This window comes from Corynebacterium argentoratense, assembly GCF_021491455.1.
GTDB classification, from domain to species: Bacteria; Actinomycetota; Actinomycetes; order Mycobacteriales; family Mycobacteriaceae; genus Corynebacterium; species Corynebacterium argentoratense_A.
The window spans coordinates 20,432-34,408 of sequence record NZ_JAKETN010000002.1 but is presented as its reverse complement, the minus strand read 5'-3'; the positions used below and the strand labels follow the sequence as shown (position 1 = coordinate 34,408).

Genomic DNA, 13,977 nt, shown 5'->3' with positions numbered 1-13,977 from the left:
GGGGGCTCGAAGCTTCGCGGCTTGTGCCCCCTTGTGTGCGTGTGGTGTTTGCCCTAGTAGCTCAGTGGATAGAGCACGGCTCTCCTAAAGCCGGTGTCGGAGGTTCGATTCCTCTCTGGGGCACCATTGAAAAAGTGAGGCCTAGCAGTACAAACACTGCTGGGCCCCACTATTGTTTTATTCGGGATATGCGCGAGCTAATTGGATAGTTCCTCGACCTTCGCGCGCACCTCGGATGCGGGCGGGTTGGTCGCGTAGCTACCGTCGGAATACTTGACGGTGGGGACAACGCGGTTACCGTCGTTGACGGATTTCACCCATTCGGCAGCCTCGAGGTCGTCTTCGACATCGATGTTGACGTAGGGGGTGTTGGTGCGGTCGAGGTTTTTGACGAGCTTCTGGCAGAAGGGGCACCAGGTGGTGGTGTACAGAGTCACGTGTGCTTCAGACATGGTTCCATAGTGCCGAAAAAACAGAGCTGCTGCAACGGGGGTACACAGTTGGCCCCATTTTTTAAAAACGGCCACGCCTGGCCCTTTTAGGCAGTATCCTGGTGTGTGAGTGATGCGTTGGAGCACTCGTATTGTTCGTGGACCTGTGGCCGTGTACCGGGGTCCGTTTCAAGAGTTAGGTTTTTCATCATGAGCACGAAGCCCACCTTTACCGATGTTGATGGCAAGAAGGTCGTGTGCGCGTTCTTAGAGCAGAATGGTTTTGAGTACCTGGAGGTTAGCTTTCTGGACGAGGCCACTGGTTCGACCGAGCGCGCATTGCTTTTGAACATGTACGACGCCAAGAAGCTTCACGACGCTACCAACCAGTTCATGCAGCGCACCATCGCACACAACTTCGCTGACATGAACGGCCAGTTGTCTTCGGTGGAGCGCGAGGAAATGTTCGGCGAGGACTAAGCCTTCTCCTCTTTGTGACGCCGCGTGCTGCAGCTGTGTGCTGTGGGTGCGCGGCGTCATGCGTTGGTGGGGCTAGTCTTGGGGTGTGCGTACTGTTTATGTGATTGGTATTGGCGCTGGTAGCCCGAAGCATGTGACTGTTGAAGCTATCGAGGCGTTGCAGGCTGTCGATGCGGTTGTCGCTTTGGATAAGGGGGATTCGAAGGATGATTTGCTGGGGGTGCGTCGGCAGATTTTGGCGAAGCATGCCCCGGGGGTGCGTCTGGTCAGTGTGGTTGATCCGCCTCGGGATCGTCAGCCTGGGGATGCGGCGGCTTATCGTGCGGAGGTTCGGCGTTGGCATTCTGCCCGCGCACAGCTGTTGACGGATGCGCTTGTGGGTGCGGTGGATGAGGGTGGTTCTGCGGCGTTTTTGGTGTGGGGGGATCCGAGTTTGTACGACTCGACGTTGAGGATCATTGATCGAATGCGTGGCGAGTGCGGCTTGGAGTGTGAGGTGCGGGTGATTCCTGGCATTACCTCTGTGCAGGCGCTCACTGCCGCCCATGGGATTTTGATTAATCGTATTGGCGAGGCCATCCATGTGACGACGGCGCGTAACTTGCCCGCAACGAGTGCCGCTGATCGCCGTAATTGTGTGGTGATGTTGGATGGTGGTGCTGGGTGGCGCGAGGTTGCCGGCCCCAACACCTACATGTGGTGGGGCGCGTATGTGGGCACGGATATGCAGGTGTTGCGTTCGGGTTGGGTGTCAGACATTGGTGATGACGTCGCGGGGCTCAAGGCCTCATTGCGCGAGCAGCATGGCTGGATTATGGATGTGTATCTGTTGAGGGAGCTTGATGGGCATGAGGAACCCTCGCGCCTATAGAAAAATGTTGCTAATGTTACAAGAGTTATTCTAAGTAAACTCTTGTTACTCTTTGGGAGCGCTCATGCCCGCGGCAGACCACAGCAACCCTGTGTCCACCAGCTCCACCGGCACGCACAGCCCCACCCTCAGCCGACGCGGCCTACTCAAGGCGGGCGCCGCAGCTATCGCCGGTATCGCCCTGGGTAAAGCGGCCTCTGCCGCAGCCTCCCCGGCAGCAGCACTCGGCCCCATCCTCGGCACGGTCCTCGACTACTCCGCAGGGGTACCCTCCGCCGCGTCCGTGCGCGCAGCAGGCCACCTAGGCGCGGTGCGCTACGTCTCCAGGCGTCGCCCCGGCGCCGAATGGATGCGCGGCAAACCAGTACTGCTGCCCGAAACCCAAGACTTCGCACGCAACGGCCTAGCCGTCGCCAGCGTCTACCAGTTCGGAAAAGCAGACACCGCCGATTGGAAACAAGGCGGGCCAGGCGCTGCCGTACACGCACCCCAAGCAATCGCCATTCATGCCGCAGCAGGCGGGCCCACAGGGCGCCCCATCTATGTCGCCATCGACGACAACCCAAGCCGCTGGCAATACGACAACCAGATCCGCGCCTACCTCCAAGCCTTCCGCGCACAACTTGCCGCAGCAGGGCTACGCCTCGGCGTCTACGGGAACTACAACGTCATAGACTGGTGCATCGCCGACGGCCTCGGGGAATACTTCTGGCAGCACGACTGGGGCTCCCAAGGACGCATCCACCCCCACACCACCATCCACCAAAAAGCCGGGCTCCAAACCCACGTGGGTGGCATCCTCGTCGACATCAACAACGTCTACGCCCACGACTGGGGGCAGTGGACCCCCGGCAGCACCATCAACGAACTACCCGTCATCCCGGGAGACGCCCCGGAAATCCCTATCCCGGACTTGAGCCAACTCGACCTGAGCAAACTTGCTGCAGGATCCAGCGACGCCGCCAACGGCTCCTCCACCCTGCTCCAGCAATTCACCCCGCGCTAAACACGCACACTGGCACGCACTAATCAGCAGAGCTCTTCAACGATGAAGGATGATCATCATCCAAGGTGATCTCCTCATCGTCCACCGTCGACGATGTTCTCCGCTTCGGCGCGGCCGTCTCCTCATTATCCGTTCCTGCCTGACGTCGCTCCACCACTGGCGCATCGTCCGCATCACCGGAAGCCTGCGCAGCATCAGTATCTGATGCGGCGTCATCACCATCATCATCGGCATCGGCATCGTCGGACTTTGGTCCCGGCACAAAATTAGCAACCCACACGGCCATCAATGGGAACAACAACACCGTCGCTGCACCAGCAGACACAAGCACCGACGCCAAACGCTCCGCAATCAAATCACGCTGCAAAGCAATCTCAGTGACCGCAACGATAATCGGCAAACCCGTCGCCGAATACAAAGACAACTGGAGCTGGTCACGCAAACCAACAATCCCGGAACCAGTATCCGTGAACCGCTCCGCCAAGAAAATCGGCACACCACGAGCACCCAAAATCACGATCACAGCCAGCGCAACAAGCCACAGCGAACTCAACACCGAAGACACATCAATCGTCATGCCGCTACTGATGAAAAACACCGGAATCAGCAGGCCATAACCCAACACATCCAGGCGAGCCTCCACCGTCTTACGCGCACGCACAGGAACCAGCGCGCGCAAAATAATACCTGCAGCGAAAGCCCCCAACACCACGTCCAACTCGAAGACAGCAGCCATCGCCATCAACAACGTCAACAGCACAATCACCGCGCGCATAATCGTCTGCGAGGTATGGCTCGCACCATCGCGAACAGCACGCCCCACCCACGGAACCAACAGACTCACCGAACGAGGAACCAGAGCCACCACGATCGCGCCGCCCATAAACAGCACCAAAATGACCAAGGTCAACCACGTCGCACGAGTCGACAACAGCAGCGCCATCGCAAACACCGGGCCGAGCTCGCCCACAGCACCGTGGACCAACACCCCGCGCCCCACAGGCGAATCCGCCACACCAGCAGTCTTAATCACCGGCAACAACGTGCCCATCGCCGTCGAACTGACCGCGATAGCCATCACCACAGAAGTCAGCACGTCCCGGTTGTCAAACACAATCAGCGCGGCACCAAAAGCCGCCAACAAAGACACAATCCACGTCACAGCGGCACGACGCCCCTGCTTGCCATGAATCGAATCGGGATCAATCTCCCAACCCGCCAACAAAAACAGCATGCCCAGGCCAAGCTCACGCAACAACGCATTCGAGCCATCCGAAGAGGCCAAACCTAAAACCTCAGGGCCAATAATGACGCCAAGAACAAGCATGAACACCACGCCCGGCACACGCTTGCCCGTGAGGAAGCTCAACAACGGCGACGCCAACGCAGCAATCGCAATCCACATCATCGACAAAATGACATCGACGTTCGCGGCCTCACCAGAGGCCATATATGCAATATCCGGCATGACAGCCACGTACTAGCTCTTTCTCTTCGATGTAGCGGTCGGTGTGGGGCGCGGCCGACTAGACGTAGATTCCGACGCCTCTGGTGGGGCAAGCTGGCGCAACGACTGCCCAAACACCGGAACCATCTGATTGACCACCAACCGGGTCAAATCATCCGCCGAACCAGTAACCGCCGCAGCAACCACATAATTATCGCCAAAAGACACAGACGAATGCAGCTCCAAATCATTGGACCAACCCCATTTGGAACCGCGCACACCAGGCAACACCGACGTTCCAAAATCCTGCGGATACCCATCGGCAGCCATCGCATCCGGATGCCTCATCGCATCCAACAGCGGCGAATCAGGATCGGTCTTTAACTTCTCAATGATGAACAGCACAACGTCATAGGTGGAGGTCACGCTATACCCCCATGACTCGTTGCTGCGCGTGGACAGCAAACCGTACTTATCCGCGACGTCATCAATCGCCTGAGGATAGGCCTCATACAGCTTCTCGGCTGTCTCATCATCCGAAGCCTTAATCATTTCGATCGCCTGCGCCCGCTGCTTAGCGGTGCCATGCTCCAACACATAATCAGCGATGTACAGCTTGATCAGACTCAACGCAGGCCTAGCGAAACGCTCCGTGGCTGTACCCACGTGGTAGCCATCAGACAAACGCGTGTAACTCAACTGCGAACCAGTCGAATTAGACACAAAGCCCTTGAGCGTCGCAATATCACTTTCGCTCAGGCCCGCGCGACCATCAGTAGAAGCCTTGATCTCCGCCGGAGCTGCCGCCACGCTATGCAAGGCCTCCGGCACCGATGGGCGGAGCACCGCAGCAAACCCAAACACAATAAAAACCGCCACGACAATCAACACAATGGCGATCTTGCGTGGCGTAGAGATGTGATGGGCCTCCAAACGCATAGGACAATCTTAAGCGGCAGAGCACAAGCATAAAAACGACGCCAATAACAAAGCCCCGGGGAGCACGTAGGCCGTGCACCCCGGGGCCGTTGAACCTCGGTTCAACCCTTAGGTTTTAGTGGTCGACAGGAGCCTCAACACCAACACCGGTCAGGGAGCGAACTTCCATTTCCGCCTGCAGGTCATCGAAGTTGTCCGGCTTACCAAGCTTGGTGCCGATGAAACCTGCGATGAACGCTGCCGGGATGGAGATCAAGCCCGGGTTGTTCAGCGGGAACCAGTGGAAGTCAACGTCGGTGAACATCGACTTATCCGTACCAGACACCGCCGGGGAGAAGATGATCAGCACCAGGGCGCACACAAGGCCGGTGTACATGGATGCCAACGCGCCGGTGGTGTTGAATTCCTTCCAGTACAGCGAGTACAGGATAGTGGGCAGGTTTGCGGACGCCGCGATAGCGAACGCCAGGGCCACCAGGAAGGCAACGTTTTGGCCCATGGCCAGAATGCCCAAGATGATGGAGACAACGCCGATCACGACAACCGTGATACGGGAGACGCGGACCTGCTCTTCCTCCGTGGACTTTCCGTCGCGGATGATCGAGTGGTAGATGTCGTGCGCCACGGACGCCGAAGCGGTAATCGCCAGGCCTGCCACAACCGCGAGGACTGTAGCGAATGCGACGGCCGAGATCAGAGCCATCACAAAACTGCCACCAATTTCGAGTGCCAGCAGCGGTGCCGCAGCGTTCGCGCCACCAGGTGCGTTCTTGATGCGCTCGGGACCTACCAGTGCGGCAGCGCCGTAACCAAGCACCAGGGTCATCAGGTAGAAGGCGCCGATTAGGCCGATCGCCCAGGTAACGGAGCGGCGAGCCTCACGAGCGGTCGGAACGGTGTAGAAACGCATGAGCACGTGGGGTAAACCAGCGGTACCGAGCACCAGTGCCAGAGCCAAGGAAACGAAGTCCAGGCGGGTCGTAGCGGTCTTACCGTACTTCAAGCCGGGCTCGAGAATCTTCTGGGCATCCTCCGGTGAGGCACCCGATGCGGCGTGCATATCGATAGCCTGCTGCAGCAGGTGAGAGAAGTTGCCCTTCACACCGATGAGGATGGTGATGGTCATGAACGCAACACCAGAAACCAGCAACACAGCCTTGATCATCTGGACGTAGGTGGTGCCCTTCATACCGCCGAAGAGCACGTAGGCGATCATGACTGCACCCACGACAGCGACGACAATCGCCTGGGACTTCTTGTCGTGAATATCCAGGAGCACGGACACCAGTGAACCAGCACCAGCCATCTGGGCGATGAGGTAGAACAGGGACACGAACAGGGTGCCGAAAGCTGCAGCCATGCGGACAGGCTTCTGCTTGAGGCGGAAGCTCAGCACGTCGGCCATGGTGAACTTACCGGTGTTTCGTAGCGGCTCCGCAACCAGCAGCAGTGCCACCAGCCATGCGACGAAGAAGCCGATGGAGTACAGGAAGCCGTCGTAACCGTTGAGGGCGACGGCGCCAACTATACCCAGGAAGGACGCAGCAGACAGGTAGTCACCGGCGATAGCCAGACCGTTTTGCTTACCCGAGAAGGTAGCGCCACCGGTGTAGAAGTCGGAAGCTTCCTTGGTGGATTTTCCGGCACGCATCACGATAGCCATCGTGATCACGATGAAGATAACGAAGATGGCGATATTCAGGATCGGATTGCCGGTGCTGGATTCGCCTTGGCCTCCGCCTTCAGCCAACAAGCGCAGATTACCTGCCCCCACAGTGTTGAGGGCATTAAATGTTGTAGTCATTGTGGGTGCTCCTTAGCCTTCCATCTCTTCACGGATGCGGGTCGCTCGCGGTTCGATCTCTCGGTTGGCATAGCGGATGTACAGGGCGGTAATCAGGTAGGTGGTGACGAACTGGAGCAGTCCTAACAACACACCGACGTTGATGTTGCCGAATACGGGCTTAGCGAAGAAGTCTCCGCCATAAATAGCCAGCAGCACGTAGGTCAGGTACCAGACGAAGAACGCTACTGATATCGGGAATGTAAAGCGCCTAAAGGTCTTCTTGAGGTCAAGGAACTCTGGAGAAGCTTGCATTGCGCGGAATTCGGCAGCGGTAGGCTCATGCCGCTGTGGCAAACCTTGTGGCGAAGTCGATGCACTCACGGGAAGTCATCTCGCTTTCTCATTTCGCGACGTAGACCATTGGGGCGAACTGCTCGATCACACTTGCATGTGACGATGCAATCACGAAAACCCTTATGTGTCTCTAGTCATAACAACTGGGCACCTCCTAAGTTACATAGGACACATTGCAATGTGAAAGCGGACACCTTTCCATAACTCCACGCACTTCACAGAGCACCCCCGACCTTCCGGACAGACAGGGGCAAAGCTCGGTGTGAAACTACCCCCACAATGGAGCCTCCTGCACTTTTGCAAACTTTGTTAATGCCTACTTCACAGAATTTTGACTACGTTGGCGATCACACTAGCCGTTCCATCTAGTGGACACAGCCTGTCACACAGAAGAGACCAACGCACTCCTGCCCAGCACGCGTACCGACTCAATCAACGCGATCCCAACAACACCAGCTCCAAGACCACTAAGCATCAGCCCAGTATCAGAGGTATCAAGCTCGACCAGTCGAGCAACAGGGGTGAAGAAAAATACGAAACAGTACGCCCCAGCGCACCCCGCCACCAACAAAGCACGCCAACGGTTCCACGGACGAGCAACCATAGCCAACACCCATACAGCCATCACGATCAACGCCGCGAACACCGCCGTAGACGCTCGCATGAAATCCGCATCAGACGCCTTCGCACCCGGATTGATCATCACCCACAACGCCACCGTCACCCCACCAATAATCACGCCAGAAGGCACGGCCAAACGCAACACGCGAGACGTAAAACCAGGGCGAGCGCGCTCCGCATTAGGGGCGAGAGACAAGATAAAACCGGGAATGCCGATCGTGAACCACCCCGCCACCGTCACATGAATCGGCTGGAAAGGAAAATTAATCGCGCACAGCCCCACCACCAAAGCCAACACGATCGAATACACCGTCTTAGTCAAGAACAGATGAGCGATCCGCTCAATATTGCCGATCACCCGACGGCCCTCCCTCACAACATGCGGCAAAGAAGCAAAAGAATTATTCAATAACACCAACTGGGCAACACTCCGGGTAGCATCCGCCCCCGAGCCCATGGCCACCCCGATCGCGGCTTCCTTCAACGCCAGCACATCATTAATACCATCGCCCGTCATCGCCACCACATGGCCGCGATCATGCAGAGCCCGCACCATATCCCGCTTCTGCTCAGGGCTCACCCGACCAAACACCTTGGCCCGGCACACCACCTCCGCAAAAGCATCCGGATCACTCGCGTACGCAGGCAAATCACGCGCATCCACAACCTCCCCAGACACGCCCACCCCACGAGCAACCGCACCCACGCTAGCGGCATTATCCCCCGAAATGATCTTCACATCCACCCCCTCCCGCATAAAGAAATCCACCGTCTCCGCAGCATCACCACGCACCGCCTGCTCCACAACAACCAGCCCCCATGCATCGTCCACATACGCAGAAGAATCCATGCGCAACCGCGCACTATCCGGCGACTGCGCCAACACATTAGATGGATCCACCACACCAAACGCCAACACCCGCAAACCTTGAGCCGCAATGTGCTGCGCACGCTCCGCGACGTCACCATCTGGAAGCAACACATCAGGCGCCCCCAACACAAACACACCCCCACAACCATCACCATCCACAGACCAGGAAGAAAACTTCCACGCAGAATCAAACGGACGAACGCAACGAACACTCACGCCCGCAGAATCCACCCCATCTAGCCCCTCCGCGATCGCCACCATCGTGTCATTAGCAGCCCCATCAGCACGCGCAATAGCCGCCAACACCCGCCGCACCACACGATCCTGATGCTCCCCACACGGCAGCACCTGACCCAACACCATGCGATTTTCCGTCAACGTACCCGTCTTATCCGCACACACAACATCAATGCGGGCCAGGCCCTCAATCGCGGCCAGCTCATTGAGCAAAGCCTTACGCTTACCCAAACGCACAACGCCCACTGCGAAAGCAACGGACGTCATCAACACCAAACCCTCTGGCACCATCGGAACCAGCGCAGCAACCATCGCCAGCATTGCGCGATTAAACGGCGCCCCCGTCTCCGTCAACTGCACCCAAATAGTCAGCAACCCCACCGGGATCAACAACCACGTAATCACCCGCAAAATACGATCAATGCCCCGCCGAAGTTCGCTATCAGTCAGCTGAAACTTCCCAGCCTCACTGACCAACTTCGCTTGATACGCATCCTCCCCCACAGCGACAGCCTGGAAAACACCAGAACCAGCCGTCACAAAAGAACCAGACCACACCGTATCCCCCGGATGCTTGTGAATCGGCACGGACTCCCCCGTGAGCATCGACTCATCAACATCCAGCCCCTGCGCGACACGCACAACCCCATCCACCACGATCTGATCCCCCGCCCGCACTTGGAGCAGATCATCAACAACCACGGATTCCTGAGCAACCTCACGCGCCACCGACTCGCGCACCACAACAGCCGGAGCCTGCGCCAAAATACTCAAACGATCCAGCGTGCGCTTCGCCCGCAACTCCTGAATAATCCCCACAGCTGAGTTCGCCACGATCAACAAACCAAAAGCACCATTGACAATGCTGCCGGTCACCATGACGCAAACAAAGAGCACCGCCAAGATCGCATTAATCCGCGTCACAACATTCGAGCGAATAATATCGCCCACCGAACGCCCCGTCGCATGCTCATGCACATTGCACAAACCACGCGCCACACGCAACGCAACGTCAGAAGAATCCAAGCCCTCCAGAGGAGTCTCAGAACGAACAACCAAAGGCGACGACAGCATCACAAACCGCGAAACACCGCAGGCCGCTTCTCCGCCCGAGCCCGGCGCGCCTCGGCAGCATCCTGACTAGCCCAGCATTCCTCATAGCCCTGCTGGTGCTCTGGATCAGCAAACTCGAACCCGTAATCCGTGCGGTTCAACACACTCTTCAGATGCTTGACGCTGAGCGGTGCGGCAGACGCGACGTCATGAGCAAAAGATAAGGCCTGATCCGCATCCCCAACTTCTGAGGCGAAACCACTGATGCGAGCCTGCTGCTGATCAACACGAGCCCCCGACAACATCACGCTTCTAGTCCACGCGCCGCCCAACAAGTGCTCACTGCGCCGCAAAGTCCAGTTGTCAAGAGCAAAACCCAGCTTCGCGGGAGGGACCATGAACCAGCCACGCTCCCCCACCACCCGCAAATCACAGGCCAGAGACAACTGGGTGCCGGCACCCACCGCAGGGCCCTGAACATCCGCAATCACCGGGTACGGGCAATGCACCACCGCACGCAACATCCTGTGCAACGCAACATGGAACGTGTCCCCGTATACCGACCCCGACAGATCCGCCCCAGCGCAAAAGGCAGGGCCTTCGCCACGGATCAGCACCGCGCGCACCGGAGGATCCACAGGGTGCTGCTCATCATGCTGGCCGATAGCCTCCAACAGGTCCGCAAGGGCATTGCAAGCTGCCTCGTTGAGAGCGTTGCGCTTGTCAGGTCGGGTCATCGTCGCAACAGCCACAAACCCGTCGAGCTCAATGCGGAGGATCTCCGAGTTCATCTCCAGCAACGTCGTCTTGAAAGTCTCATGGGTTTCAGCTGGCGAAACGGTCATAGCAGTGTCTTTTCACTCCAAAAGGGGCGGGTCGGCGGGAGGGCTGTTTGTACTGTGGCCTCTAAGAGACCTCAGGCCATAGGCGCGGGTTGTTGCTCATGCGGCCGGCCTCGGGGTCCTCCGGATCCATAGCACTGATCGAGTCTATCTGCGCTGGGGTCAGCTCGAAGGAGAAAACATCGAAATTTTCCTCGATGCGGTCCGGGGTCACAGACTTTGGAATAACAATGTTGCCGAGTTGCAGGTGCCAGCGGATGATCACCTGCGCGGGGGTCCTACCTAGTTCCTCTGCCAGGGAGACGATGGTGGGATCCTCAATATTGGCCCCCCTACCAAGCGGGGACCATGCTTCGGTGAGGATCCCCAGGCCCTCGTTGAATTCCCGCAATGGCTTTTGCGAGAAGCCCGGGTGAAGCTCAACCTGGTTGACAGCTGGGGTGATCCCGCATTCAGCGATCAAAGACTCGAGGGCTTCTTCGTAGAAATTGCACACGCCGAGAGACTGAACAGTGCCCATGCCTTGAAGCTTGGCCATCGAGCTGAACGCCTGGTTGGCTAGCCCCTGAGCCGGCACTGGCCAGTGCACAAGATAAAGGTCGATGTAGTCGAGGTTCAGGCGCTCAAGAGACTGTTGGAACGCGACCTCAGCCTGGTGGTGCTGGTCATTCCATAATTTGGTGGTGACAAACAGCTCTTCGCGCGATACGTCCCCCGCAGCCACGGCGTCATTGACAGCTTTACCCACCCCAACTTCGTTGTCGTAGAGCGCTGCAGTATCGATGTGCCGGTATCCGACCTCGATTGCATGGCGAATGGCCGAGTAAGCCTCGTCGTTGCTCATCTTGTACACCCCGAGACCAAGCTGTGGGATCGGGGAACCATCGTTGAGGGTGAGAGAAGTAGCCATAGTGTCTATTCAAGTCAATATGCGGCGCGCGTGCAGGAACCCCGGCCAGCGGGTGCCCCCGAAAATAAAAACCAGCGCACTCGGTGTGCCCATGTTTTAGTCTTGTCACTATGAGCACGCAGTCTAAAAGCACCGATTCAAATGCTAAAACGAAACACACCAGCGCTAAAGAGCTCATCAGCCACGTACTAGATGAGGGCACGTTTGTTTCCTGGGACACTCCACCCGACTATGGCGATATCGACGATGACTACGCCGCTAGTCTCTCCAGGGCACGCGAAAAGACTGGGGTGGATGAATCTGTCATCACCGGCGAAGGGCTGGTCGGTGGCGCCCGGGTCGCCTTCATCGTCAGCGAGTTCGGCTTCTTGGGCGGTTCCATCGGTGCGGCAACCGCACGGCGCATCATTGCAAGTATTCACCGCGCCACCCACGAGCGCCTACCTTTGCTTATCTCCCCTTCTTCGGGCGGCACCCGCATGCAGGAAGGCACACCTGCGTTCGCACTCATGGTGTCAATCACCACCGCTGTATACCGGCATAAGGACGCGAACCTTCCATTTTTGGTTTACCTGAGAAATCCCACTACCGGCGGCGTGATGGCCTCCTGGGGCTCTGCTGGGCACTTCACCTTCGCGGAACCCAACGCTCTGCTCGGCTTCTTGGGCCCGCGGGTTGTCGAGCTGACCACAGGCACACCCATGCCGGAAGGCGTGCAGAGTGGGGAAAACCTCGCCAAGCACGGTGTCATCGACGGGGTTGTCGATCCGGACCAGCTGCGCGTCGCTGTCTTAAAGATCATCGATGTTCTGCGTCCTGTATCTTCCACCGATCAACCCCAACAACCGGAAGAACCGCTCAGGAAGCCAGAGGCAAGCGTGTGGGAGTCCATCGAACGCACGCGTAATCCGCAGCGGCCGGGTGCACGGGCTATTGTCGAGCGTCTGTCCCACCATTTGATCGAGCTGTCGGGCACCGGCGATGGACGTCGCTCCCCCGCGGTGACGGTCGCGTTGTGTCGCATCGCTGGTCGCCCCGTTGTTCTCATCGCGCAGAATCGTGAGCAGCAGCCGCCCCACGGCGCTGCGTGGCTTGGCCCGGAGGCTTTGCGTTTTGCCCGCCGCGGTATTGCTTTGGCTCACGAGTTGAAGCTTCCGTTGGTCAGCATCATCGACACACCCGGTGCAGAATTGTCGCAGCATGCGGAGGAAAACGGCATGGCAGGATCGATTGCTCGCACGCTTGGCGAGCTTGTCGATGTGGATGTGCCTACGGTGTCGGTGATTCTGGGCGAGGGCTGCGGCGGCGGAGCTCTGTCCATGTTGCCTGCCGACTGCGTGTTGTGCGCTGAGCACGGCTGGTTGTCTCCGCTTCCGCCGGAAGGTGCGTCGGCGATCATGTACCGCGATACTACGCATGCCCCTGCCATGATGGAGCGTCAAAGGGTGTCGTCTTGGGCCCTGAAGGACGTGGGCTTGGTGGATCGATTGATTGCTGAGCGTGATGACGCCGCGGAGGAACCGGAGGCGTTCATCCAACGCGTTGTCGACAGTGTGGCGCACGCCTTGTGGACCCTGGATCATGAGCCTCAACGTGTTGGCCGTGAGCAGCGCTTCCGCCATTATGAGGCGCTTGCCGACAACCCTGACGTCTAGACGGGATACATACGAAAATTGCCGGGCCCTGCACTGTGAGTGCAGGGCCCGGCAGTTTATAGTCTGGCTAGGGTGGCCGGGGCCTACTTGACGTCGATCAGGTCGATCATGAAGATCAGCGTCTTACCTGCCAAGGGGTGGAAGCCACCCTTTTCGCCGTAGGCGAGTGCCGGGGGAATGATCAGCTTGCGGCGACCGCCCACCTTCATTCCGGGGATTCCGTCCTGCCAGCCCTGGATGAGGCCCCTCAATGGGAAGCTGATGGACTGGCCGCGGTCCCAGGAGGAGTCGAACTCTGCACCATCGGCGTAGTCAACGCCGACGTAGTGCACCTCAACGTTGGCACCGGGGGTTGCTTCTTCCCCATCGCCGACGATGATGTCTTCGACAACAAGCTCAGTGGGAAGGGCTTTCGGGTCGCCAGCTTCCAGTTGGGGTTTTTCCATGTCTGACATGTTTTCTCCTCGGTCTAGT

General features: G+C 58.3%; 13 protein-coding genes and 1 tRNA gene. 5 read left to right on the top strand and 9 right to left on the bottom strand.

The features are described from left to right. Nucleotides 1-50 precede the first annotated feature (50 nt). A tRNA-Arg gene (locus tag L1C91_RS02595) sits at nucleotides 51-126 on the top strand. Nucleotides 127-197: 71 nt separating this feature from the next. On the opposite strand, the gene L1C91_RS02590 is transcribed toward L1C91_RS02595, so the two are convergent. Next, nucleotides 198-452 carry a mycoredoxin gene (locus tag L1C91_RS02590; protein WP_041747306.1) on the bottom strand — a complete coding sequence of 85 codons (255 nt, stop codon included), beginning with the start codon at nucleotides 450-452 and terminating at the stop codon, nucleotides 198-200. A gap of 189 nt (nucleotides 453-641) precedes the next feature. Between L1C91_RS02590 and L1C91_RS02585 the strand changes: the two genes are divergently transcribed. The 3 genes from L1C91_RS02585 (at nucleotide 642) to L1C91_RS02575 (ending at nucleotide 2,788) form a co-directional block, all read left to right on the top strand. After that, complete coding sequence (locus tag L1C91_RS02585; protein ID WP_234857895.1) at nucleotides 642-911, top strand: hypothetical protein; 270 nt, start codon at nucleotides 642-644, stop codon at nucleotides 909-911. A gap of 85 nt (nucleotides 912-996) precedes the next feature. Continuing rightward, entirely contained in the window at nucleotides 997-1,782 is a 786-nt protein-coding gene (cobF, locus tag L1C91_RS02580; protein WP_234857894.1) for a precorrin-6A synthase (deacetylating), read from the top strand. A 64-nt stretch (nucleotides 1,783-1,846) separates the two neighbouring features. After that, a complete protein-coding gene (locus tag L1C91_RS02575) occupies nucleotides 1,847-2,788 on the top strand; it encodes a DUF1906 domain-containing protein (RefSeq protein WP_234857893.1) in 942 nt (313 codons plus the stop codon). 19 nt (nucleotides 2,789-2,807) lie between these two features. On the opposite strand, the gene L1C91_RS02570 is transcribed toward L1C91_RS02575, so the two are convergent. The 7 genes from L1C91_RS02570 to L1C91_RS02540 all read right to left on the bottom strand — a co-directional run bounded on the left by L1C91_RS02570 (nucleotide 2,808) and on the right by L1C91_RS02540 (nucleotide 11,848). Further along, nucleotides 2,808-4,238 (bottom strand): cation:proton antiporter, encoded by a 1,431-nt coding sequence (locus tag L1C91_RS02570; protein ID WP_419178706.1) that lies wholly within the window; start codon nucleotides 4,236-4,238, stop codon nucleotides 2,808-2,810. A 30-nt stretch (nucleotides 4,239-4,268) separates the two neighbouring features. Continuing rightward, nucleotides 4,269-5,174, bottom strand: coding sequence for a hypothetical protein (locus L1C91_RS02565; RefSeq protein WP_234857892.1), 906 nt, complete (start codon nucleotides 5,172-5,174; stop codon nucleotides 4,269-4,271). Between the two features lie 115 nt (nucleotides 5,175-5,289). Then, nucleotides 5,290-6,978, bottom strand: coding sequence for a solute symporter family protein (locus tag L1C91_RS02560; RefSeq protein ID WP_234857891.1), 1,689 nt, complete (start codon nucleotides 6,976-6,978; stop codon nucleotides 5,290-5,292). Between the two features lie 12 nt (nucleotides 6,979-6,990). After that, nucleotides 6,991-7,341 (bottom strand): DUF485 domain-containing protein, encoded by a 351-nt coding sequence (locus L1C91_RS02555; RefSeq protein ID WP_419178696.1) that lies wholly within the window; start codon nucleotides 7,339-7,341, stop codon nucleotides 6,991-6,993. Between the two features lie 355 nt (nucleotides 7,342-7,696). Next, a complete protein-coding gene (locus L1C91_RS02550; RefSeq protein WP_234857889.1) occupies nucleotides 7,697-10,117 on the bottom strand; it encodes an HAD-IC family P-type ATPase in 2,421 nt (806 codons plus the stop codon). Further along, nucleotides 10,117-10,941, bottom strand: a complete 825-nt coding sequence (locus L1C91_RS02545) for an enoyl-CoA hydratase (RefSeq protein ID WP_234857888.1) — start codon at nucleotides 10,939-10,941, stop codon at nucleotides 10,117-10,119. Before L1C91_RS02545 ends, L1C91_RS02550 begins: the two co-directional genes overlap by 1 nt. Before the next feature lie 61 nt (nucleotides 10,942-11,002). After that, on the bottom strand, nucleotides 11,003-11,848 hold the full coding sequence (locus L1C91_RS02540) for an aldo/keto reductase (RefSeq protein WP_234857887.1): 846 nt from the start codon (nucleotides 11,846-11,848) through the stop codon (nucleotides 11,003-11,005). Nucleotides 11,849-11,958: 110 nt separating this feature from the next. Here L1C91_RS02540 and L1C91_RS02535 point away from each other — a divergent pair, with 110 nt between their 5' ends. After that, complete coding sequence (locus tag L1C91_RS02535; RefSeq protein WP_234857886.1) at nucleotides 11,959-13,503, top strand: acetyl-CoA carboxylase carboxyltransferase subunit alpha/beta; 1,545 nt, start codon at nucleotides 11,959-11,961, stop codon at nucleotides 13,501-13,503. A gap of 83 nt (nucleotides 13,504-13,586) precedes the next feature. Here L1C91_RS02535 and L1C91_RS02530 read toward each other — a convergent pair whose 3' ends face one another. Continuing rightward, nucleotides 13,587-13,949: an FKBP-type peptidyl-prolyl cis-trans isomerase gene (locus L1C91_RS02530; RefSeq protein WP_234653643.1), complete on the bottom strand. Its 363-nt coding sequence runs from the start codon at nucleotides 13,947-13,949 to the stop codon at nucleotides 13,587-13,589. Between the last annotated feature and the right edge of the window lie 28 nt (nucleotides 13,950-13,977).

What these genes read in the sequence shown, in the direction of transcription:
- L1C91_RS02590 (WP_041747306.1), bottom strand. Translation starts at nt 452, where the DNA reads ATGTCTGAAGCACACGTGACTCTGTACACCACCACCTGGTGCCCCTTC.
- L1C91_RS02585 (WP_234857895.1), top strand. Translation starts at nt 642, where the DNA reads ATGAGCACGAAGCCCACCTTTACCGATGTTGATGGCAAGAAGGTCGTG.
- L1C91_RS02575 (WP_234857893.1), top strand. Translation starts at nt 1,847, where the DNA reads ATGCCCGCGGCAGACCACAGCAACCCTGTGTCCACCAGCTCCACCGGC.
- L1C91_RS02570 (WP_419178706.1), bottom strand. Translation starts at nt 4,238, where the DNA reads ATGGCCTCTGGTGAGGCCGCGAACGTCGATGTCATTTTGTCGATGATG.
- L1C91_RS02565 (WP_234857892.1), bottom strand. Translation starts at nt 5,174, where the DNA reads ATGCGTTTGGAGGCCCATCACATCTCTACGCCACGCAAGATCGCCATT.
- L1C91_RS02560 (WP_234857891.1), bottom strand. Translation starts at nt 6,978, where the DNA reads ATGACTACAACATTTAATGCCCTCAACACTGTGGGGGCAGGTAATCTG.
- L1C91_RS02550 (WP_234857889.1), bottom strand. Translation starts at nt 10,117, where the DNA reads ATGCTGTCGTCGCCTTTGGTTGTTCGTTCTGAGACTCCTCTGGAGGGC.
- L1C91_RS02545 (WP_234857888.1), bottom strand. Translation starts at nt 10,941, where the DNA reads ATGACCGTTTCGCCAGCTGAAACCCATGAGACTTTCAAGACGACGTTG.
- L1C91_RS02540 (WP_234857887.1), bottom strand. Translation starts at nt 11,848, where the DNA reads ATGGCTACTTCTCTCACCCTCAACGATGGTTCCCCGATCCCACAGCTT.
- L1C91_RS02535 (WP_234857886.1), top strand. Translation starts at nt 11,959, where the DNA reads ATGAGCACGCAGTCTAAAAGCACCGATTCAAATGCTAAAACGAAACAC.
- L1C91_RS02530 (WP_234653643.1), bottom strand. Translation starts at nt 13,949, where the DNA reads ATGGAAAAACCCCAACTGGAAGCTGGCGACCCGAAAGCCCTTCCCACT.